This is a genomic window from Sporosarcina oncorhynchi (assembly GCF_033304615.1).
GTDB classification, from domain to species: domain Bacteria; phylum Bacillota; class Bacilli; order Bacillales_A; family Planococcaceae; genus Sporosarcina; species Sporosarcina oncorhynchi.
In genome coordinates, this window is the sequence record NZ_CP129118.1 from 2,896,698 (window position 1) to 2,916,555 (window position 19,858).

21 protein-coding genes are annotated in these 19,858 nt (G+C 42.8%); 8 read left to right on the plus strand and 13 right to left on the minus strand.

Features of this window, described 5'->3' with window-relative positions:
- The first annotated feature begins 6 nt into the window (after positions 1-6).
- Positions 7-951 (plus strand): GGDEF domain-containing protein, encoded by a 945-nt coding sequence (locus QWT69_RS14185; RefSeq protein WP_317966692.1) that lies wholly within the window; start codon positions 7-9, stop codon positions 949-951.
- Positions 952-1,061: 110 nt separating this feature from the next.
- Positions 1,062-1,520: a hypothetical protein gene (locus QWT69_RS14190; RefSeq protein WP_317966694.1), complete on the plus strand. Its 459-nt coding sequence runs from the start codon at positions 1,062-1,064 to the stop codon at positions 1,518-1,520.
- A 143-nt stretch (positions 1,521-1,663) separates the two neighbouring features.
- Here QWT69_RS14190 and rlmD read toward each other — a convergent pair whose 3' ends face one another.
- Positions 1,664-3,073, minus strand: a complete 1,410-nt coding sequence (gene rlmD / locus QWT69_RS14195) for a 23S rRNA (uracil(1939)-C(5))-methyltransferase RlmD (RefSeq protein WP_317966696.1) — start codon at positions 3,071-3,073, stop codon at positions 1,664-1,666.
- A gap of 359 nt (positions 3,074-3,432) precedes the next feature.
- Between rlmD and QWT69_RS14200 the strand changes: the two genes are divergently transcribed.
- A complete protein-coding gene (locus QWT69_RS14200) occupies positions 3,433-3,777 on the plus strand; it encodes an ATPase (protein ID WP_317966698.1) in 345 nt (114 codons plus the stop codon).
- Positions 3,778-3,891: 114 nt separating this feature from the next.
- Here QWT69_RS14200 and QWT69_RS14205 read toward each other — a convergent pair whose 3' ends face one another.
- The gene (locus QWT69_RS14205; protein WP_317966700.1) at positions 3,892-5,238 is read right to left on the minus strand and encodes a dihydrolipoyl dehydrogenase family protein; all 1,347 of its coding nucleotides are present in this window, start codon (positions 5,236-5,238) and stop codon (positions 3,892-3,894) included.
- A 158-nt stretch (positions 5,239-5,396) separates the two neighbouring features.
- Here QWT69_RS14205 and QWT69_RS14210 point away from each other — a divergent pair, with 158 nt between their 5' ends.
- The 3 genes from QWT69_RS14210 (at position 5,397) to QWT69_RS14220 (ending at position 9,260) form a co-directional block, all read left to right on the plus strand.
- Positions 5,397-7,631 (plus strand): YhgE/Pip domain-containing protein, encoded by a 2,235-nt coding sequence (locus QWT69_RS14210; protein WP_317966702.1) that lies wholly within the window; start codon positions 5,397-5,399, stop codon positions 7,629-7,631.
- A 104-nt stretch (positions 7,632-7,735) separates the two neighbouring features.
- Positions 7,736-8,101 carry a DUF2500 domain-containing protein gene (locus tag QWT69_RS14215; protein ID WP_317966704.1) on the plus strand — a complete coding sequence of 122 codons (366 nt, stop codon included), beginning with the start codon at positions 7,736-7,738 and terminating at the stop codon, positions 8,099-8,101.
- A gap of 316 nt (positions 8,102-8,417) precedes the next feature.
- Positions 8,418-9,260, plus strand: coding sequence for a malate synthase (locus QWT69_RS14220; RefSeq protein WP_317966706.1), 843 nt, complete (start codon positions 8,418-8,420; stop codon positions 9,258-9,260).
- 316 nt (positions 9,261-9,576) lie between these two features.
- Here the strand turns inward: QWT69_RS14220 and QWT69_RS14225 are convergent, their stop codons facing one another.
- From QWT69_RS14225 to QWT69_RS14255, 7 genes are all read right to left on the minus strand, one after another.
- Positions 9,577-9,975 carry a VOC family protein gene (locus QWT69_RS14225; protein ID WP_317966708.1) on the minus strand — a complete coding sequence of 133 codons (399 nt, stop codon included), beginning with the start codon at positions 9,973-9,975 and terminating at the stop codon, positions 9,577-9,579.
- Positions 9,976-10,130: 155 nt separating this feature from the next.
- Positions 10,131-10,541, minus strand: coding sequence for an SRPBCC family protein (locus tag QWT69_RS14230; protein WP_317966710.1), 411 nt, complete (start codon positions 10,539-10,541; stop codon positions 10,131-10,133).
- A 3-nt stretch (positions 10,542-10,544) separates the two neighbouring features.
- Positions 10,545-10,868, minus strand: a complete 324-nt coding sequence (locus QWT69_RS14235; RefSeq protein WP_317966712.1) for an ArsR/SmtB family transcription factor — start codon at positions 10,866-10,868, stop codon at positions 10,545-10,547.
- A gap of 337 nt (positions 10,869-11,205) precedes the next feature.
- Positions 11,206-11,646: a VOC family protein gene (locus tag QWT69_RS14240; protein ID WP_317966714.1), complete on the minus strand. Its 441-nt coding sequence runs from the start codon at positions 11,644-11,646 to the stop codon at positions 11,206-11,208.
- A 343-nt stretch (positions 11,647-11,989) separates the two neighbouring features.
- Entirely contained in the window at positions 11,990-12,706 is a 717-nt protein-coding gene (locus QWT69_RS14245; RefSeq protein ID WP_317966716.1) for a ferredoxin reductase domain-containing protein, read from the minus strand.
- 327 nt (positions 12,707-13,033) lie between these two features.
- A complete protein-coding gene (locus QWT69_RS14250; protein WP_317966718.1) occupies positions 13,034-13,558 on the minus strand; it encodes a CueP family metal-binding protein in 525 nt (174 codons plus the stop codon).
- Between the two features lie 66 nt (positions 13,559-13,624).
- The gene (locus QWT69_RS14255) at positions 13,625-14,038 is read right to left on the minus strand and encodes a VOC family protein (RefSeq protein WP_317966720.1); all 414 of its coding nucleotides are present in this window, start codon (positions 14,036-14,038) and stop codon (positions 13,625-13,627) included.
- 275 nt (positions 14,039-14,313) lie between these two features.
- On the opposite strand from QWT69_RS14255, the gene hpaB reads away from it, so the two are divergent.
- On the plus strand, positions 14,314-15,765 hold the full coding sequence (gene hpaB, locus QWT69_RS14260; RefSeq protein ID WP_317966722.1) for a 4-hydroxyphenylacetate 3-monooxygenase, oxygenase component: 1,452 nt from the start codon (positions 14,314-14,316) through the stop codon (positions 15,763-15,765).
- 152 nt (positions 15,766-15,917) lie between these two features.
- Here the strand turns inward: hpaB and QWT69_RS14265 are convergent, their stop codons facing one another.
- Together QWT69_RS14265 and QWT69_RS14270 are read right to left on the minus strand one after the other, a co-directional pair.
- The gene (locus tag QWT69_RS14265; RefSeq protein WP_317966724.1) at positions 15,918-16,265 is read right to left on the minus strand and encodes a hypothetical protein; all 348 of its coding nucleotides are present in this window, start codon (positions 16,263-16,265) and stop codon (positions 15,918-15,920) included.
- 67 nt (positions 16,266-16,332) lie between these two features.
- Positions 16,333-17,412 carry a hypothetical protein gene (locus QWT69_RS14270; protein WP_317966726.1) on the minus strand — a complete coding sequence of 360 codons (1,080 nt, stop codon included), beginning with the start codon at positions 17,410-17,412 and terminating at the stop codon, positions 16,333-16,335.
- Between the two features lie 492 nt (positions 17,413-17,904).
- Here QWT69_RS14270 and QWT69_RS14275 point away from each other — a divergent pair, with 492 nt between their 5' ends.
- On the plus strand, positions 17,905-18,360 hold the full coding sequence (locus tag QWT69_RS14275) for a hypothetical protein (protein ID WP_317966728.1): 456 nt from the start codon (positions 17,905-17,907) through the stop codon (positions 18,358-18,360).
- A gap of 145 nt (positions 18,361-18,505) precedes the next feature.
- Here QWT69_RS14275 and QWT69_RS14280 read toward each other — a convergent pair whose 3' ends face one another.
- Together QWT69_RS14280 and QWT69_RS14285 are read right to left on the minus strand one after the other, a co-directional pair.
- Positions 18,506-19,279, minus strand: a complete 774-nt coding sequence (locus tag QWT69_RS14280) for a DUF2935 domain-containing protein (protein ID WP_317966730.1) — start codon at positions 19,277-19,279, stop codon at positions 18,506-18,508.
- A 199-nt stretch (positions 19,280-19,478) separates the two neighbouring features.
- Complete coding sequence (locus QWT69_RS14285) at positions 19,479-19,691, minus strand: hypothetical protein (protein ID WP_317966732.1); 213 nt, start codon at positions 19,689-19,691, stop codon at positions 19,479-19,481.
- Positions 19,692-19,858: the final 167 nt, after the last annotated feature.

Consider the following 19,858-nt stretch of genomic DNA (forward strand, 5'->3'; position numbering starts at 1 on the left):
AAGTGTATGGATGAACAATTGGATCGTGCCCCATGTGGCTTCTTTGTCCTGAATAAAGACTTTGAAATCATCGAAATGAATCAGACGTTAAAAAATATCTTGCAAACGGACAATACACCCATACATTTCCAGGAACTACTGACGCTGCCGTCCCGGGTTTATTTCCAGACGTATTTCCTGCCTGCGATTTCCGTCTACAAACAAGTTCGGGAAATGTATCTGAATTTCAAATTAGACAAGCAATCGCTGCCTGTTCTCGTCAATGTCAATGAACACAACGGTTTGTATGAAGGGATTATTGTCAAAATCAAAACTCGGGATGAGTATGAGACACAAATGCTCGCGGCGAAGAAAAATGCTGAACGGATTCAACAAGAGACAGATTTAGCAAATGAAAAACTCATGGCACTGTTAAAAGATGTAGAATGCAAGCAGCGGGAACTAGAAGAGCTGAACAGTGATTTACAAACACTAGCAGCACGCGACGAGTTGACAGGCTTATGTAACCGTCGTGTATTCCGAAAAGATTTTGCCCATGCCATAATGCATGCTGAGAAAGAAAATGGTCCGGCTTTTTCTTTGGCCATTCTGGATATTGACCACTTCAAAAAAGTGAATGACCAATATGGACATGCAGTTGGAGATGAAGTACTGATAGAGCTTGCACAGAAGATGGAATCGATTATTCCAAAACCTCATTTGATTTCTCGTATTGGCGGCGAAGAATTCGCCATTATTTTCTATGAAGAGAACGCTGACAAAGCGGTCGGTCTGGCTGAGGAATTGCGTCAGTTTGTTGCACAGTCAAAATGGGAAAGCGTTGCGATTACGATTTCCGTCGGTATCACCCGATTCCGTAAAGGCGACAGTGCGAATAGCCTGTTTACCCGAGCGGATGATGCACTGTACGAATCAAAAGGCAATGGACGAAACCGCATCACGAGCCTATAACAATGAAAAGCTTTCATGTCCTACTTTCGGACTGAAAGCTTTTTTCGATGAAACTGAATCTCCTTTTTTACGTCATATAGAGTAAACGCTGTAACTTGGGGGAGGATTTGATGAAAAAGTTCCTGTTTGCTGGCTTACTCCTAATCGTCGCAAGCTTGGCTGGTTGCCAGTCAATCGAAGAGAAAAAAGCGGAGAAAGCGATTCATACCTATTATGATGCGTTGTTGGAAGACGATTATGACACAGCATTTAAAGGGCTGTTCCTCTATGATAAAGGCATCACAACCCCAACGGCATTGACTCGAAGTGAAACGAAGACGGTGTTCGAGCAGAAGATCGCATATATCGAATCACGCGGATACAAGGTGACGGACTATCATGTCCGAGGCGTAGAATATGAAGATGGTCACACATTTTGGCACCATATCGACGTTGTCATCGATGTAAATGGACAGCGAAAACTTTTGAAAGAAACAGCATTTTATCAGAACGGAAAGCTCTCAGTCAGTGGAGAGGATCCAATGATAGAATACCGTGACGGGAAAATGGACGTTACCTTTGAAAGTTGATTGACCGCGAAAAACAATTAGTCCTGTCACTAACTCCCTCCATAGAAAAAGGGAAACTGCGCGTATACAGTTTCCCTTTTTCTATATCCCTTTATGAGAACAGTAGCCTCTGCCAAAGCAGGCTCCTGCTTCATTTCTCTGTATTACCCTTCGATTTGTTCTTCTTCCAATGTCAGCAACGCAACACATTCCACATGCACCGTGTGCGGGAATAGATCGACGGGTTGGACGGTTTGGAGTTTGTAGCCGAACGGTACTAATTCTGCTATATCTTTTGCGAACGTGTCCGCTTTACAGGATACATAGACAATCCGTTTCGGCTTCGAGCGACCGATACGGCGCATCACTTTGCCGCCTGCTCCGCAACGTGGCGGGTCGATTAGCAGTAAGTCTGCGAAACCGAATGTCTCTTTCATTTCGTCGAGACCCGTCCGCGCGTCACGTGCTAAGAATGTCGTGTTATGCAAATCGTTATCGACCGCATTCCGTTTAGCTGATTCAATCGACGTCTCAACAATTTCAATACCCGCGAGTTCTTTCACACGTGCAGCGAATGGCAAGGAGAATGTACCGACACCACAAAATAGGTCGATCATTCTTTCATGCGCTTCCGGCTTACCCATTTCTAGTGCCAAGTCGACGAGCTTTTGTGCCTGTAGCGGATTCGTCTGGAAGAATGTATCGAACCAGAGACGGTAGCGATACCCGGCCATTTCATCGTAAATGAAATCGCGGCCTGCGAGTATATGCGTGTCTTCCGATTGTGTAATGTCCGCCAAGTCCGTGTTCACAAGCCACATCAAACTTTTCACATTCGGGAATTTCGTTGTAATGCGTTCAATCAGGTTGGCAATAGCTGTTGCAAGTTCCCCGTCAGGCGTTGCTGTTGCGAACAATGCAAGCATCATTTCACCTGTCTCGAATGATTCACGCACCATTAAGTGGCGCAACAATCCTTCACGTGTTTCCTTGTCATAGCCTGTAAGCTCGAATTCCTTCACCCATTCACTCACTTCCAACATGCCATCGACCATATTGCGGCCAGCAATTAGGCAAGTTTCTAGTGGAATGATTTTGCGGAAGTTCCCTTGTTCATGCATCCCGATATCTCCTGCAGGCGAGAATGTGAATTCCATCTTATTTCGGTAATGCCACGGGTCTTCCATGCCAATCGCGTCATGCACAAGGCTTGGATCCATCCCTTCGCGCTTCAATGCTTTCTTCACTTGTTTCGTCTTATGCTTCAGTTGACCTTCGTACGTCCAATGCTGCCAGACACAGCCACCGCACAGTTCAAAATGCGGACAAGGGGCTTCCGTCCGGTCGGGACTTGCATCCAAAATTTCCAAAGGCATCACTTTACGTCTGCGCTTATCGGGGTTGTCGACGAAGACTTCCACTGTTTCTCCACGGAGTGTCTGTGGGATTGTCAGCTTCAGCTTTCGCGGGTTATTGCCTCTATCACTTTCACGCCAAATAACCGCTTGGCCATTACCTTTCTCATCCAAATGCTCAATTTCCGCAACCAACTTTACATCTCTTACATTCGTCAACGATACTTCCCCTTTCAACTAGCTATCCATCTATCTATTGCTTCTTTTTTTAATCAAAACAGACATGCCTTACCATTATAGCGAATTTACATCGGAATGAACATGCATCTTTCACATTCAATGAACGACGCCCTACTTCGACTTCACACAACATACATTTCCTCGGCATATGTACATGCATTCACCTAATTAAACAGCGCCAATGCAACGTTCATCACTACCCATTTGCTAAATTCACCCATAATTTCATCGTGTAATTTTAGTTAAATGATTAATTCGCTTAGCGCACGCTTGAATCGGTGAATACAATGAGAAAGTAATCTGCAGATTATAGAATTTTTCGAAGGAGGTGTTACTCAATGCCATTTACAACTGGACCGATTGAAAATGTAGGCAATTTGCCGACGAATGCAACGGCTGTACGGATTAAAGTCCTTAACCGCACAGGTGGGATGCTGACCGGCGTGGCGAGAGTTTACAGATTAAATGGGACAAGACAGCTCATTTCTTCTACAAATTTCAGTGCTGCAGCGAATGCATCTACGGTTAGAACGCTTGGATTAGGTGCAAACACATTGCAATATGAAGTTGAAATTGTCCCCAATCAAAACGGCGGAATCTATTCCGTTTACGGGCTAACTTCTTCAGGCGTCCTTCTAGTCGCCCAGCGAGTCCTCAATTCCGAATTGACGCAGATTTTGTAAGAACGCAGTCACCTTCGTAAAACTGTTGCCGGACTAACGCGTCAATAACGACAAATAAAAGGGTTGTTCCGAATTCGATTTTCTATCGAAATTCGGGACAACCCCTATTTATATTCAAATCATATATGCCATATCCGAGGCAACTGTCGGATACGCGAAGTTCATCTGCTTCAATTCCGAAATCGGTAGTTTGAAACGGATTGCTATTGCGAAATTATTAACGAGTTCGTCCGCTTCTCCACTTAGGAAATGGGCACCGATAATGAGATTGTTTTTCTTATCAATGATGACTTTGTATGCAGCATAGGCTTCATTCGTATGCCGATACGTAAACCAGTCCGTCACTTCTTCAAATTTCACTTCAATATCCAGTCCTGACTCCTTCGCTTCTTGCTCGCTCATACCAACGGAGGCGAGTTTCGGAACCGTAAAGACGACGGACGGGACGACAGGATGGTCGATTTTTTGTGTATTGCCATGTATAAGATTTTGCGCAACGACATACGATTCCGCCGATGCAACCGGTGTGAGTGGTGGACCTTTTGTAGACGCAACGTCCCCTGCTGCATAGACATGCGGATTGCTAATGCTTTGCATGTATTCATTGACAGAGACACCTTTCTTATCGCGCTCGACATTCCCTGCTTCCAGGTTTATATCTAGTGACGGTGCGCGCCCCGCCCCATGCACGACATAGTCTGTCTTCCATTGTTGTTCAACGCTGTTTTTCTCGCCAGTAACGGTAAACGTTTCCCCGTTCTTCTGAATGCTCTTCACATCAACATCTAAATGGACTTGAATCCCTATTTCTTCCGACCGTTTCAACAGAAACTTCACAAGGTCCTGATCGAACTGTTTCAGTGGATTCTTGCTTCTATGGAGAATGTGTACTTCAGCTCCTGCACGTGCTGCAAGATGGGCAAATTCGAATGAAATGAAGCCTCCACCAACGAAGACGATTCGTTTCGGCAGTTCCTCGAGCTCCATGAACTCATCACTCGTCGCCAAATAGGCTTCCCCTTCCATCCCCATCTCCATCGGTCTTGCGCCGGTCGCTATGAGAATATGCTTACCCGTTAACCGATTTTCGCCAACGCGAATGTCCTTTTCACTTTCAAAATAAGCCCGACCATGGAAACTGTCGATGCCCAGTTCCTTATACTTCTCTTCCGTATCGTCAGGGATGGACGCGGTGAATGTACGTTTGAGCGCCATTAGATCGGACCAGTTGATGGTCGGTTCACCATCAATGCCAAGGCCATCCATCCGTTCATTCCAATCGATTAGCTCCCCTGCACTAACGAGCACTTTCTTCGGATCACACCCTCGTTGCGAACATGTGCCGCCAAACGGTCGGTCATCGATAATCGCCACCGTCCACCCGGCCGCCTTGCATTTCTTGGCTGCAATCGACCCTGCAGATCCTGTACCGAGCACGATTACATCATATTGTTTCTCCATGATTCCCCCTCCTCCTTCTTCATAGTGAAGCACGTCGTTTTCCGAGCGCAATCTATATTTCTACATGTACCCTCGTTCACCATTCATAATCATTTTATAGAAGTGCTATCCAATACCCCAAAGACCTGATTTGTCCAATGGAGCAAAGGGTATACTGCATGAAGAGATCATTTATGAAAGAGGCGGTCAGCATGCGGAACAGTTGGACAATCTATAAAAACGACTTGCGGAGTTTAAGCCGGAACTGGGTAGCACTCATCCTCGTAGGGGGGCTCACTTTTCTACCGTCGCTATATGCGTGGCTCAATATCTATGCATCCTGGGACCCGTATGCCCAAACAGGTCAGCTTCCGGTCGCCGTTGTCAATGAAGATACCGGTGCCATGATACGCCAACAACGCATCGATGTAGGCGGACAGCTCATCGATTCACTGAAAAAGAATAAGGATATGGACTGGCATTTCACTACACGTCAACAAGCGATGAATGGTGTCGAATATGGTGATTACTTTGCAGTGCTGTTCATTCCAAAAGATTTTTCCGAAAAACTAGGGACCGTCGTTTCAGGGAATCCGCAACGGGCGGAAATCGATTATTATGTGAATGAAAAGCTGAATTCCATTGCGCCAAAAATCACTGAAAAAGGTGCAAGCGTCGTTGTCGACAAAGTGAGCAGCCAGTTTGTCGCGACAGTGAATGAAGTGATTTTCAACTTATTCAATACATTAGGTGTGGAAATTCAAAACGAGCTGCCCGATATCGAACGGTTTGAAAACTACATATTTGACATCGAGAAAAAACTTCCCGACATTTACAACACGCTGACGGGGACGCAAAATGACGTTAAATCCGCGCAAAGCTTGATGCAGAAAGCCCACGGGATGATTCCCTCTGTGAAGCAGTCCGTTACTGAAGGACTTGGGACGATCGATAGTACACTCACCTTCCTACATAAAGCAGAAACACGGCTTGACGAACTGTCCCCATCAATTAAAAAGGACTTGGATAAAGCATCGAAGATTTCCAATGACGTGAACGACTTTTTACAGAATGTGAATACCGTTGCACTCGATTTCACGGAATTGGATGCAACGAAACAGCGTATCGATGAACGGATGACGGAAGCGATTACGCTCGTTGCGACTGTGCAGGACGACCTAGAATGGCTGCAACAACTTGCTTCTTCTGCGGTAACCGATGAGGGAGCCAACGAAGGGAATGGAACGAATGTAGCCCGACATGAACGGTTGGTAACCGCCATCGAGCGGACGGGTGATTTGAAAAGATTGATGGAAGAAACGCAAAGCAATGCACGGAACTTGAATGACTTGCTTGGCGGCAAGGAGGAACAGCTCAAACAGACATTGAAAGACTTGCAAGAGATTACAGAGAACACCCGCGTCAACTTAGCCCAATTCGTCAAAGAGTATAAGCAGACGATCGAACCGACTGTACTTGCAGAAACGAAACGTGCAAAAGGGACATTACAGCAAGGACGGTCTACATTGCTACAAGTTCAATCAACACTTCCTGAAGTGGAGCGCATCTTGAACAACACTTCTGCAAATGTCACCAAAGGCCAACAAACACTCGATAAAGTGCTTGGAGAATATCCATATGTATCAGAGAAAGTGAAACTGATGGCGAACCGGATTCGCAAAGTTCAGGACGAAACGGATTTGCACGAAATCATCCGTCTGCTGCAAAATGATCCGCAAGCGGAACGCAGCTTCTTTGAACAACCCATTACGATGCAAGAACATAAACTATTCAAGATTAAAAACTATGGAACCGGGATGACACCGTTCTACACAGTATTGTCAATTTGGGTCGGTTGCCTGCTGCTCATCTCGCTTCTGTCAACGGATGCCGAACATCGTCTCGATGCAAAGCCACGTCAAGTCTATCTCGGTAAACTTATGACATTCATGACAATTGGACTTCTGCAAACGGCCATCATTACGTTTGGCGATTTGTTCCTCCTTAAAGTTGAAACACAAAGCCCCGTCTTGTTCGTCTTATTCGGGCTCCTCATCAGCGTCGTGTTCATGCTGATTGTTTACACACTCGTAAGCCTGTTCGGCGACGTCGGAAAAGCGATGGCCATCGTCATGCTCGTCCTACAAATTGCAGGATCAGGCGGCACCTATCCTGTCGTGTTGCTGCCTTCATTCTTCCAGTGGATCAACCCAGCACTACCCTTCACATACGCTATCGACCTGATGCGCGAAGCTGTCGGGGGAATCGTCTGGCAACGTGCAACAACCGATATAATCTTCCTTGCCATCACGGGTACGGTGTTCATGCTAATTGGCTTCTTCCTGAAGAAAGTCATCAACCGCAAAACACATCAACTGCTCGAGAAATCGAGAGAGTCAGGATTATTCCACTAAGCATATTTACACCCTTAAAACACGCAGTCCAATAGTCTAGGACAGCGTGTTTTTGAATCCTTATCCTAGTTTTATACGTATACTATAAAAAAGGAGGGAGATCTATGGGATACAATAATTTTGATAATGGTCTATTTGATTTTGCGCCGATTTTTATAACCATCGTCTTCATCGTCGTTATCGGAGGTATCCTATTCACCATTGTCAAAGGCGTTGGTCAATGGTCGACCAATAACGCTTCGCCACGCCTCACTGTACCTGCCCAAGTCATTACAAAAAGGACAAACACATGGGGTGGCAGCAACGATACATCCGCCACTACTGATTACTACATCACTTTCCAAGTTGAAAGTGGCGACCGTATGGAACTCAAAATAGCAGGCAGTGAATACGGCATGCTCGCGGAAGGAGACTTTGGCCTACTTACATTCCAAGGAACTCGGTATGGAGGATTTGAACGTAAGGTGTAGTGAAATCTGAACGTTCGTTTGGCTAGGAATCCTCCAAAAATGACCTCCTCATATATGTGTACAGCAAATCAAAATCAACCATTGTACAGCAATCAAATGACAGATGTCAATGAAAAATTTGCGAAATTTCAATTTTTCTGCTACAATATAAGTACAACAGTAATGGAGACGGCATTCAAGATTCGTACGCAACTTCTTTCATCAGAAAATTGAGTACGTTTTTTTGAATTTTACAAGCTACCGGCTTCTTACAGGCTGTTATCAGCAAACTATCTGGCAAACTGATTACATAAATATATCTGAGGAGAGTGGGTTCGTGAATTTAGTCAATGAAGAAATAACTCATAAAGTGTTTGGTGAAGGCAATATTGTCGAACACAAGGAGACAATCATTACAGTTGATTTCAACAAAGATATTAAAAAGTTCGTATACCCCGATGCATTTGATGAATTCCTCACACTCAACAATCCTGAAACTGCACAAACCTTCAAGGCCATCTTCTTAAAAAGACAACAGGAAAAAGAAGCACTTGAGAAAAAACGCGAAGATGAACTGCAAATCCAGTTACTTGAACAGCAACGCAAAGATTTATTGAAAAACCACCGAATTCACGAAAGCTCTCAAATTGCTTTTTGGTTGGATGAAGACAAACAAGAAGACATATTTACCGACTGGAAAATTTCAACTGGTACTGTTCAGAGCGGGAAAAATAAAGGTCAGCCAAACAGCGTAGCGCGTTTGCGTCCGAACAGTGCAGGTCTCCTAACTGCAAGAGCGGCCGATCAAGAGGAAACCGAAAGACTGATCCTTGGACTCTTCATGGTCGATGAAATGTTCTCTGGCAATCTAGGTGAGGACGGAATTGTTCCGACACACGCAGAATACAAAATTGAATTGACTGAAGACGAAGCGAAGCAAATGCTCTTCTGGAACTATTACAGCAACAAGACGTACCCCGATCGCACGACTTGGAACTCCGGTAAGTTCCGTTATTATGATAACGTCTGGACAGCTCAAATTTTACAAGATATTATCGCATTGAAAACCGATGAAGAGGAAATCAATCACGCGAAAAAATTCCTGGACTACTTCTGTAAAATGAATGCGATAGATCCTACTAATATTCCTGAGGCTAACGGAAGCTTACGTTTAAGCTAACGTTTCATTACGGCTGGAAATCTTTTTTCGCCATCTTACAGCAATCCTATAAAAGCAGAAAACCCCTTCGATCCATTTGGATGAATGGGGTTTTTGCTTGTTAATGAATGCCTAATATAGCCGATTGTTGCACGCCAAGACGAATATATCGTTATGTAGGCTCGTGCGAAGCGGTATTTTCTCGTTTTCAGAACGACGGTGTCGCGCAGCAAGTCAACAAGCTAATCGAAACAAGCTACGATTGTACGCTACAGCACTAACTTATTTCGCAATCCTATTAGCGTGTTAACGATGTCAGTCACCCATGTCAGCTATATTATTCGGGTAAGTTCAACTGCCAGGATACGCCAAACTGATCATTCAGCCATCCGAATTTCTTGCTGAACCCGTAGTTATTTAATGGCATAAGTGCTGTGCCATTTTGCATCATTTTTTCATAAAGGCTATCAATTTCCTCTTCTGTCTCACACGTTAGATAGATAGAAAATGATGGTGTAAAGTCAAACTCATGGTCGACATGGCTATCGATACACATGAACTCTTGCCCTTTTAACGAAAACTCCGCTTGTATAACTGTCCCTTCTTTACCAGGTCCGTCAGCTCCATAGCGAGAAATGCTCGTGATTTCCGAATCCTCGATGAGTGATGTGTAGTAGTTCATCGCTTCTTCAGCAACACCACCTTGAAACATTAAAAATGGTTTTACGTTCTTCATAGTTCACTTCCTTTCTTTCAATGAACTTTATTGTTGTTTCCTATTTGAGCTACCTTGCCCTACTCTTGTCCTACCCGATGGTTAACAATTAACGCCCTTTAGGAGTGCTTTGCACCATGACTTGGACCCGATCATTTAATAGATGCAACAGGCTGTTATGCTTCTATCAATTTTTTGAGTTGCTCACCAAAGTTCGTCCAACTATATTTAGCTCCCTCAATTGCACCCTTCGTTGCTTTTGTTTGTTCACTGAACCCAGTTTGTTCAAAATGCAAATGTGTCATGCCGTCTGAACCTGTTTTCAATGTCCAAGTAATTGTAGTCGTCTCGCCAGCACTTGCCCATGTGTACGATAATATATGGGGTTCCTCTACTTCGAGTACTTCACCATTGACGATTCCATCCCACCATTCATTGGGCTCAGAACGAAATTGGAACTTTTCTCCGATAACTGGTGTAAAGTCATTTTTCCATATCCATTGTGCCAGCATATCTGAATCCGTTAATGCTTTCCACACTTGCTCAACTGAACTTGTAAATTGAAAATCTAATGATACATCTGCCATTGTCTATTCCTCCGATAACATTTTTTTCAACTGCGATACTTTGTCTATCCAAAAATTTTCGTAAAAGGATACCCAGTCTTTAATTTCTTGCAATGGGGCTGCATTTATTTGATACCTTGTTTCCCTTCCAACCTTACGAACAGTAACCAGACCAGCTTCTTTCAGGATGGCCAAATGTTTAGAAACTGCAGTACGTCCCATTTGAAATTCCGCTGTTAGTTCGTACAGAGGTAACTCCCCTGCCTCCGCCAACAAATGTAGCAATTTTCGTCTTGTTGGATCAGCGACAGCTACATAAACATCACGTTCTTGTTTGTCTTCGCTCAAAACCTCCCTCCTTACATATAGGACACCAATTAGTGTCCTTATATTACGACACTAATTGGTGTCTTGTCAATTGTATTCTCGGCTTAACAGGTATGAGTTAATTCACTTATCGTCAAAAATATTCTTTACTACCCCGTTTTTCCTCATATCCGTGAAATTTCTCCCACAAGTGCCCCTTACAGATTTCAATTCAAAAAAGCACAAATCCTTAGTTAGGAAATGTGCCAATCACATATTTTTTATAACGTCTTAGGAACAAAATAAATGGTACTCCCGATAATCTAATTGAACATTTTGCTTAAACTAGTCGAAAACCCACTCTAAATTAATTCGAAAATCAACTGATCTTTTCTGCCAATTCTAATACAATTCCTTCCGGCCCACGGACGTAACATAATTTTATAATGTTTTCGTAGGTTTTTATCTCTCCAAGCAATTCTGCACCACTCTTTTTCAACTTGGCAACAACGACTTCAATATTTTCAACAGCAAATGCAATATGACTGACACCTAGAGTCGTTGGAAAATGTTGTTGAAATTCTTTTTCATCAGAAAGTGTGTGGAATTTGACTAACTCCAATGTTGTCTCCCCGTCTTGCGTTCCTAACATTACAATCATTTTTCTAAAGTCAGTAAGGCCCATTTCTCGTTCAATCCATTCTACTTCTACATCTACCTCTGCTTCCCCCAGCACATCTAGCCCTAAATTGAGGAAGAAATCTTTAGCAGCTGCGAGATCGTTTACGATTACGCCTACATGATCAATTCTTCGAATCACGATAGCCCATTCCCCCTAGCCTTTTTTACAATACATGTCTTCCTAATCCGTTTGTTTCATGGCCGTATATGTACATACCATATCTCAAATGAACCAATCTTGTCCTGTTTCATGCCAGCACCGAGGGGCAACAGCGATTGGCACATTTCTCAAAATGGTGAATAATTGTAAATTGGCCTTATCATTAAATGAATAATGCCCGCTAATTCCAAATTGGATTGGCGGGCTTTCGTCAATGATAGTAGCTCGTGTAGTATTCGATTGAGGCATTGTCCATAAATCACTCGTCTATCTGCCAGCTTCGAAACGACTTTACTATAAATCAACGTTTATGGGTACAACATTAAATGGACATCGCTGGTGTTAAAAACTCAGGTAGTTTATGTTCATGCTTGTCGAGCATAATCTGTTCGGGTTTAATGCCTTGCTCAAACAGTACTTCAATATTTTGCATGAGGAATTCATCACTTCCGACGACGTAGAAGAGTCCTTCCTTGTCCGTGGCAAGTTGTTTCACTTCTTCATAATAATCTTTGCGATTTTCAACGAACTTCGCCGTCATCTTATTGTCAGTCGCAGTGTTGAAAACATCTTGAAACAGGAAATCTTTTGATGAATCGACATTCAAGGAATGGATATGCCCCACATTGTCATCACGCTTCATATACTCGAGTACAAGTGGCCTGAAAGTGGCTAGTCCAACACCTGAAGACAACAAGTAGACATTTTTGTCTTCCCTTTTCAACGGTACATTTGAGTGCGTCTTAAATATCGCAACTTCATCACCAACCTGAAGCGTTCGTAGTATCGATTTGAATTCAGAACATTGCTCCTTAATACGCGTTGTGATTCCAATCAAATTTTCATGTGGTAACGTCGAGATGGACATATGACGGATTAACCCGCGATTTGGTTTTTCTCCCGTATTAAATCCTTCAAGTGCAAAGTGTGTGTGGGATCCTTCTTCCCATGTAAAATCCGCCGGACAGTCGAGCAAGTATGTTTTAACTTCAAGCGTTTCATCAATGATTTGACTAATTTTCGTCCAATAAATTTGCATATATGATTCTCCTTATCCATCTAATTGACTTGTCACTATCTACTATACAGTAATTGATAACGGTTCTCAACTAAACAAGTATTTATTTTCAGATGATTGATTTAATTCTCCACATACAGCTGTTGTTTTTATGCCCGATAGAACTCCTAGGATTCTCAAAGTCGACATTGGATAGTTCCTAAGACAATTTGAGTTCATGCCTTTGCTTGTTTTGAGTGTTTACATTGGATGACTGTCAAACGTCAAAGAAGTCCGCTTATTCCAAACTGGATAAGCGGACTTCTGATTTCATTGGACGATTCCGTTGTAATTTGCATAGGAACCTTATTAACTCAACTGCATAGTCGTAATGCACGTGTTATCGCCATTAGCGATTTCTGATATTGCTTGTTTCTGATCGTTTGAAATCGTTACCGTAAATGTCTCATTACGTGGTAGCCATAAGTCAATAAATCCATTTGCTTCTGTCTGCTTCTTTTCATCAAGGATAATCGTGCCATTAGAGTCTTGGATTTGAACCGTAAACTCTTCTTCGACAAGCTCACCTTGGCATCCCGTTAAACTATGATTGTCACAAGGATGCGTTTGATTTACAAATGGTGCAATCGATACGAAAAACTCGTCTTCCGGTAGCTTATACGTTGTCACGTTCTTGTTTTCATCCGTCACAATCAATTCCTCCGAAGTAATTGACGCAGATGCAGCTGTAACATTTCTAACGGTATAATCGTGGACTAATTTCTTCATTTCATCTGAATTCAAATTCTCTGTTTCACCTTTTCCACTTTCACTACTACACCCGACTACTAAAGCCAGAACAAGTACTAAGAGTACATACATTTTACGCTTCATCTTCTCACTGCCTTTTCATTTTTTTTACACGCTGTTATGGTTCGTAAATTTCTTATTGCAGCTGACTTATTTCGCTGGATAGCTGCAAAGTTCGACGAGTGTCCCATCCGTTGAAATCGGGTTGATGTAAATTAGTCTTCTGCCGCGCGCATTCGTACGCAATGTATCCTCAAGGAATCGTATTCCCTTTTCCCGCGCATTCGCAATTGCTACATCTAAGTCTTCAACCCGGTACGCAATATGGTGAACGCCTTTCCCTCGTTGTCTAATAAACCGCGCAATCGGAGAATTCTTGTTCGTCGGCTCCAGCAACTCAATCACTTTCTCATCCGTTCGAATGACCGCCACATGCACTTCCACGCCCGTCGCTTCACTCGTATAACGGTCCTCAACAACACCATTTAACACATTTATATAAAAAGGAAGTGCCTCGTCAATACTTCTGACGGCAATTCCAATATGATCGAAAACATGATCCATTGCTAGTCCCCCATTCAATTTCATATATTTAGGTGATCCAATACATAGAAAAAGCGATTATCTACGCAGTGACTAAACTCCATTCGTGACAGTAACTCCCTATGCATTCCTGGCAATGATTGCGGATGCAAAGAGTAGAAATCCACTCTTATTCATTAAATCACAGACGAACAAGCAATGCATGGCATATACATACGTTCAACGTCTTTCTCACTGATCAATTGACACACGGCCATAATATACTAATTACATGTAAATACACAGGAGGAATGCAAATGGGGGCAATTGATGGTGAAGGGTTTATCAAACGAATTGATCAGTTGAAAACGCAAATCTGGCTTGACGGCGAATTAGTGAAAGAACCGATTTCACAACATAAAGCTTTTAAAGGGGTCCTCAAGACGAAAGCATCCCTTTATGATTTGCAATGGCAACCCGATTTAGTAGATGAAATGACTTTCGAATCGCCCGCAACGAAAGAGCGGATCGGCATATCCTTTTTACAGCCGCGGATGAAAGAGGATTTGCATAGACGAAGAAAGATGATTGAACAGTGGGCGCGGGTATCTTGCGGCCTGCTCGGCAGAAGTCCCGATTACTTAAATACCGTCATTACTAGTTTTGCGTGCTCGACGGACTACTTGAAAGACAAGGAAAACTGCTTTCCTGACCATATCCACTCGCTTTACACCCGCGCGAGGGAGAACGATCTATCGTTCACACATACATTCATCACACCCCAAGTGAACCGCTCACGGGCATATTTCGAAACGTCAGATGAACCAATTGCAGCTAAAATTGTCGGTAAGACGACTGACGGACTCATTATTAAAGGCGCCCGGTTGCTTGCGACTCAAGGTGGGTTAACCGACGAAGTACTCGTTTTTAGTTCTCCGACACTGTACTGTGAACCTGAAGAATCATTTGCATTTTCAATTCCGTCCGATACACCGGGTTTGAAGTTCATTTGCAGAGAATCATTTGTTGGCGGAGATTCGCATTTCAACTACCCACTTAGTTCCCGGTTCGAAGAGATCGATTCAGTTGTTGTGTTTGATAATGTGCTCGTCCCTTGGGAATGTGTCTTCTTTCATTCCGACACGCAAGTTGCCTCGGAATTTTTCGGTGCTAGTGCTTTTCATCCTTTCACGGTCCATCAAGTTGTTACAAGACAAATCGTCAAAACAGAATTTATGCTCGGTGTTGCGGAGTTACTCGTACAAACGATTAACGTCGGTGAGTACTTACATATCCAGGAGAAACTCGCTGAAATCATCATGTCACTCGAAACGATGAAAGCCCTGCTCGCTCAATCCGAACTGGACGCACAGCTCGACTCTTCCGGCTTCATGCGACCAAGTTTGACACCGTTGCAAGTGGCAAGCAATATCTTTCCAAGAATCAGCCCACATTTCAGTGAAATTATCCAGCTAATCGGTGCGAGTGGGATGGTGACGTTGCCGTCGGAACGAGATTTTCAGTCAGCTATCGCCCCTGACCTCGCTCACTATTTACAAGCCGCGTACAGACCCGCGGAAGAGCGTGTAAAGATTTTCAGGCTTGCCTGGGATCTTACGATGAGCGCATTCGGCACAAGACAAACCCAGTACGAACGGTACTTCTTCGGTGACCCTGTCCGTTCCGCCAGCCATCTATATCGATCCTATGCAAAAGATACCGGCATGCAAATGATTGAAAAGCTCATAGGTTTTCCGAATCAGAAATGAAATTAACCAAAAGCAACAACTCCTATCGAACAAGTCGAAGGAGCTTTTCCAGAATGCCATGATTTTTGGAACAACCAAACTTTACGTCTGCGTAGTCAGATTGTTTAAGAAAACTGACGTTGCTTTACATCAATAGCCCCCGAATGTTGAAATCAAGAGTCGAGGTTAGCATACATTCTTGCTGAAGAGGAAGGCGAAAACCTCACTTTATATTCTTCTCCAAGTTCTTTAAGTACTTCTGCAGTAAGTAATTCACCCATTTTATTATGTTTATCTTCTATTTGAAATGCATTATGACGCACCACGTCTTTGTCCCAATCTATCCATTCACCATATTGCTGCATCCAATCTGCAAGTCTTGCTTTCAAGACCTTTGATATAGGGATCTCATAAATGTCGAAATTACAGTAACACTCATCACACCAAATAGCGTCTGCACCAACATCACCTTCTACTTTTAAATTAAATGTTTTTTCTTCTTCGCAAAAATTGCAATGCATACTAACACTCCTATGAATTCTTCTTTAGATAATTAAACTTCGACAACCTGATATAATTGAGAGAACTCTATTTCCTCCTTGAAGGCGGATCGCTCATCTGTTGGCGGTTCTTTTCAACAATTTGTTCAAAATAACTGAGTTCCTTCTGCTCCTTTGTTTCTTCTTGACGGGAAGATTCCTCCTGCACTTCATGTACTTCCGGCTCTTCACGTTGTTCTGGTATATACGTATAGGTTGGCATTGTGTGATTAGGTTCTTCAAACGGAATTCTCATTTCCTCGGCTAGTAGAACGTCTTCCTTCACAACTTCTACAGCCTTAGTTTCCGGTTCTACAACGCGTGCAAATTTGCCTAGGACGGCAGGTTGTTGACTCGGTTTTACAACCTCTTGTTGCACGGGTCGTTTCACGGGCACAGTCTTCTGTTCAGTATTATCGATGAAGGTGACCAGTTTATCGAACCACGCCTGTATGTTTTCACTTGTTCTTATAAAGTCCGATGATGCTTTTTCGACGTATTTAAACGGATCATTATAAAAGCGGATTGGGTAAAACGGATAATTTTCATTGTCCATTTGGATGATTATCGCCATCCGTCGTACTTTATCAGGCGGAACTGCATTTGTGACGGTCGTCTCCATTGCTCCCGTATCCTGTTTGATGAAATTCGCAAGCTCCGGGTTAACATGCCTTTGGGAGGACAAACGGATATTGCCGTCAATGACGACTGCCACCGCCTTCATGTCTTTTAGGGCATAGTTAAAAAATCTGTATGTCATACCGGACTTTGCTTTTTTAATCGGCCTGCCGTTAGCATCTACCCCGATCCACAAATAGATGCGCCCCTTTTCATAATCGGTCGATACCCGCGTCAACACATCATTTGAGATGATTGTCGGCAGCCGGCTAAAGTCCAGATCTTTCATCTGATAGGTTGCCAGTTTGTCTCTTTGCTTGAGCAACTCACGATCTTCCATCGATTTCGCCTGGACTAAAATCACGATACCGGCACCTGACGCTAGCAGGATTAAGAAGAATCCAAACAAGCCCTTTCCGCCGAAGATACCAAATGTGATGAAATAGAATACTGCAAGGATTGGCAGTAAACAACCTAGACCCGCAAGTTGTTTCGTCTGTTTAGTCTCCATATTACGTCCCTCCTTCACTCGTATTAAGAAAATTCATATAGCTGTTATGTACGAATAGAACATCGATTGGTTTCAAAACTTAGCACTTCTTCGGAACGCATGTATCGGATTGCCTGACTAAATGGCATTTGCAGAAGTTACGAATCTCTATAAAACCATTTGTTACACATCAACAGGCCATGAAACGCCTCTTAACTAGTCTATCGATTATATAAATTCATGTAAATCCAAACCAAAATCCCCTTTGGATTAAGCGTCCTAGCAACCATATATATTCAGATTATGACAGGACATCTAAAACTTTTACCGTACTATTACTAAGAAGATAGTAACAGGAAGTGTAAGTTTTGAATTGCTATTTCCTATATAAAACACATAACAGATAACCAGTCAGTACATTAATTGGTTGTCTGTTTTTAACTGCGGTTACAACAAGTGCCCGATTAGGTACCTGATGAATAGACTAGAAAGCAGCAAGAAAGGAGATTTACTATGGTTATCAATCAATTTATAAGTCCTGTAGGTCCAGATTTTTCAATCCCCTATTATTCAGCTGATTCATTCAACAATCAGCACAGTCCGGAACCTGCACTGTACGGTGAAGATCAATTCAAAAATGGATTTGGTCCGGTTTATGCCACCCCAACATACCCAGGGACTCATAACCACACTCAAAACGAGAGTAGTTCACACAGAACGCAACAAGATATACATCCTGCCCTGTTCGATCAAAATCAGTTTAAAAATGGGTATGGTCCTGTTTACGCCACTCCAACCACGCCTTGGAATCCTACTAGCCAGAGTCAAAACGCTGGACAACAGACTCACAAACAAAACTTCGGAGGCAGCCAATGGCAACAGAATTGCGGTTGTTCTCAACGAATGAGAACCTATTATATGTATCCGTATTGCGTGTACCCTACTTTTAGACAACAAAATCATCAATGAAATATGAATAGAGTTCAGAATCATTTTATAAGATGAAAGAACCCCATTTGAATAGCCAAATGGGGTTCTCTCACTATGAATTTGTTAAGGGATTTGGACTCGCTATCCCTTTTAGAACTTTCAATCATACTGTCCGTTTAGCCCGTTACGTAATAATTTCTTCTTCTAGGTTTCTCCATAAGTGATGGGCTTCTCTAGCTATATGCTCCAACAAATCTGGCGGTGATGTCGTAGCTGCAGCACATTTTTTTACTAAATCGTCTAACTCTAATTTAAATGCCTCCAAGCTTTTTGCTTCTTTAATAATCATATTCTTAAATTGTGTTAGAATGGGCAACGTCTCATTGCGTGGTGTACGGATCATTGTTTGGAGTGCGTTTGCTTGCATCATTAACCGCTCAAATTTCTCCATCATCTGTGTAACTTGATAGTTCAGATCATAATTTGACAAGTCGAGGTAGTGACGAATATAGCCTAGATGATCCGCCATTTGTCTTAACCAAAAGACGCTTTCATGTACGATTGCATCTGAAGGTGTAATTTTCGTACCACTTTCCATTAACTTGAATACCCGCTGGGACTCTTCTGCTTCCCTTACCATATGGTCTAGTAAAGACACTGGCGTAGAAATAATCACTTCACAATGTAAGGATTTATCCATTGTGTAGGCCAACAAACTGTGAAATTCATTTGTTGCATATTTTGCCTCGTTGATCAATGTTCCAATATCGCCTTCTTTTTTAGCAGCCTTTTCCCATATCTTCCCTAAGCGATGAACGTTGTTGAGGTTTGCCCGTGCCAATTCGGTTTCATAATGGCTAATTTCCCTGTCGAAAAAACGTCCATGATCATAATCATTCCGCAACCAAAAAGCGATGATCCCATAGGCGTCCCTTTCGTAGTTATCTGAATAGGCCATATACTTAATTCCTCCTAGATGATAAGTACCCAGTTTTAGTCCATAGGCAGGTCATCCCTGGATAACATAACACGGACTAATTTGAGTGTATTCAACCGCATAGTTGTCCAATTACTCATTTAGAAAGACCTTCTTCTACTTATGTAAAAACTATGCTGCCATGGTATATGAAGTTCATCTCATAAATTCACATTTAACGTTACAAAAAGAATCCATTTTGAGAAGTGACTCCGCAAAATGGATTCTTTTTAATTGATAGTCTTGCCGATTTCCTTTCTGAAGGTGGATGATTCATCTGCTTGCGGTTCTTTTCAAGCAACTGTTCAAAATAACTAAGTTCCTTGCCCCTTCCAGTTTTTTCCTTCCCACGATAAGGCTCCTCGTAAATATCGTGTCCCTCAGTTTCCTCCAAAGTACACGAATACTCCGGCACTGAGTTACCCTTTTTTTCAACACGGCCGGTTGTACATCCCTGTTCTCAACTACTTCTTGTTCTGCTACTAGCTCTGTAGGTTGTGAAAGCTTGCCAAGCACTGCCGGTTGCTGAACAGGCTTTGCAACTTCACGTTCCGTTGGTTT

Coding starts and splice junctions, on each gene's coding strand:
- QWT69_RS14255 (WP_317966720.1), bottom strand. CDS start 14,038: ATGGATCATGTTTTCGATCATATTGGAATTGCCGTCAGAAGTATTGAC.
- QWT69_RS14210 (WP_317966702.1), top strand. CDS start 5,397: ATGAAGAGATCATTTATGAAAGAGGCGGTCAGCATGCGGAACAGTTGG.
- QWT69_RS14280 (WP_317966730.1), bottom strand. CDS start 19,279: ATGGCCTATTCAGATAACTACGAAAGGGACGCCTATGGGATCATCGCT.
- QWT69_RS14190 (WP_317966694.1), top strand. CDS start 1,062: ATGAAAAAGTTCCTGTTTGCTGGCTTACTCCTAATCGTCGCAAGCTTG.
- QWT69_RS14265 (WP_317966724.1), bottom strand. CDS start 16,265: ATGCATTGCAATTTTTGCGAAGAAGAAAAAACATTTAATTTAAAAGTA.
- QWT69_RS14270 (WP_317966726.1), bottom strand. CDS start 17,412: ATGGAGACTAAACAGACGAAACAACTTGCGGGTCTAGGTTGTTTACTG.
- QWT69_RS14200 (WP_317966698.1), top strand. CDS start 3,433: ATGCCATTTACAACTGGACCGATTGAAAATGTAGGCAATTTGCCGACG.
- QWT69_RS14215 (WP_317966704.1), top strand. CDS start 7,736: ATGGGATACAATAATTTTGATAATGGTCTATTTGATTTTGCGCCGATT.
- QWT69_RS14275 (WP_317966728.1), top strand. CDS start 17,905: ATGGTTATCAATCAATTTATAAGTCCTGTAGGTCCAGATTTTTCAATC.
- QWT69_RS14230 (WP_317966710.1), bottom strand. CDS start 10,541: ATGGCAGATGTATCATTAGATTTTCAATTTACAAGTTCAGTTGAGCAA.
- QWT69_RS14245 (WP_317966716.1), bottom strand. CDS start 12,706: ATGCAAATTTATTGGACGAAAATTAGTCAAATCATTGATGAAACGCTT.
- QWT69_RS14185 (WP_317966692.1), top strand. CDS start 7: ATGGATGAACAATTGGATCGTGCCCCATGTGGCTTCTTTGTCCTGAAT.
- QWT69_RS14225 (WP_317966708.1), bottom strand. CDS start 9,975: ATGAAGAACGTAAAACCATTTTTAATGTTTCAAGGTGGTGTTGCTGAA.
- hpaB (WP_317966722.1), top strand. CDS start 14,314: ATGGGGGCAATTGATGGTGAAGGGTTTATCAAACGAATTGATCAGTTG.
- QWT69_RS14250 (WP_317966718.1), bottom strand. CDS start 13,558: ATGAAGCGTAAAATGTATGTACTCTTAGTACTTGTTCTGGCTTTAGTA.
- QWT69_RS14205 (WP_317966700.1), bottom strand. CDS start 5,238: ATGGAGAAACAATATGATGTAATCGTGCTCGGTACAGGATCTGCAGGG.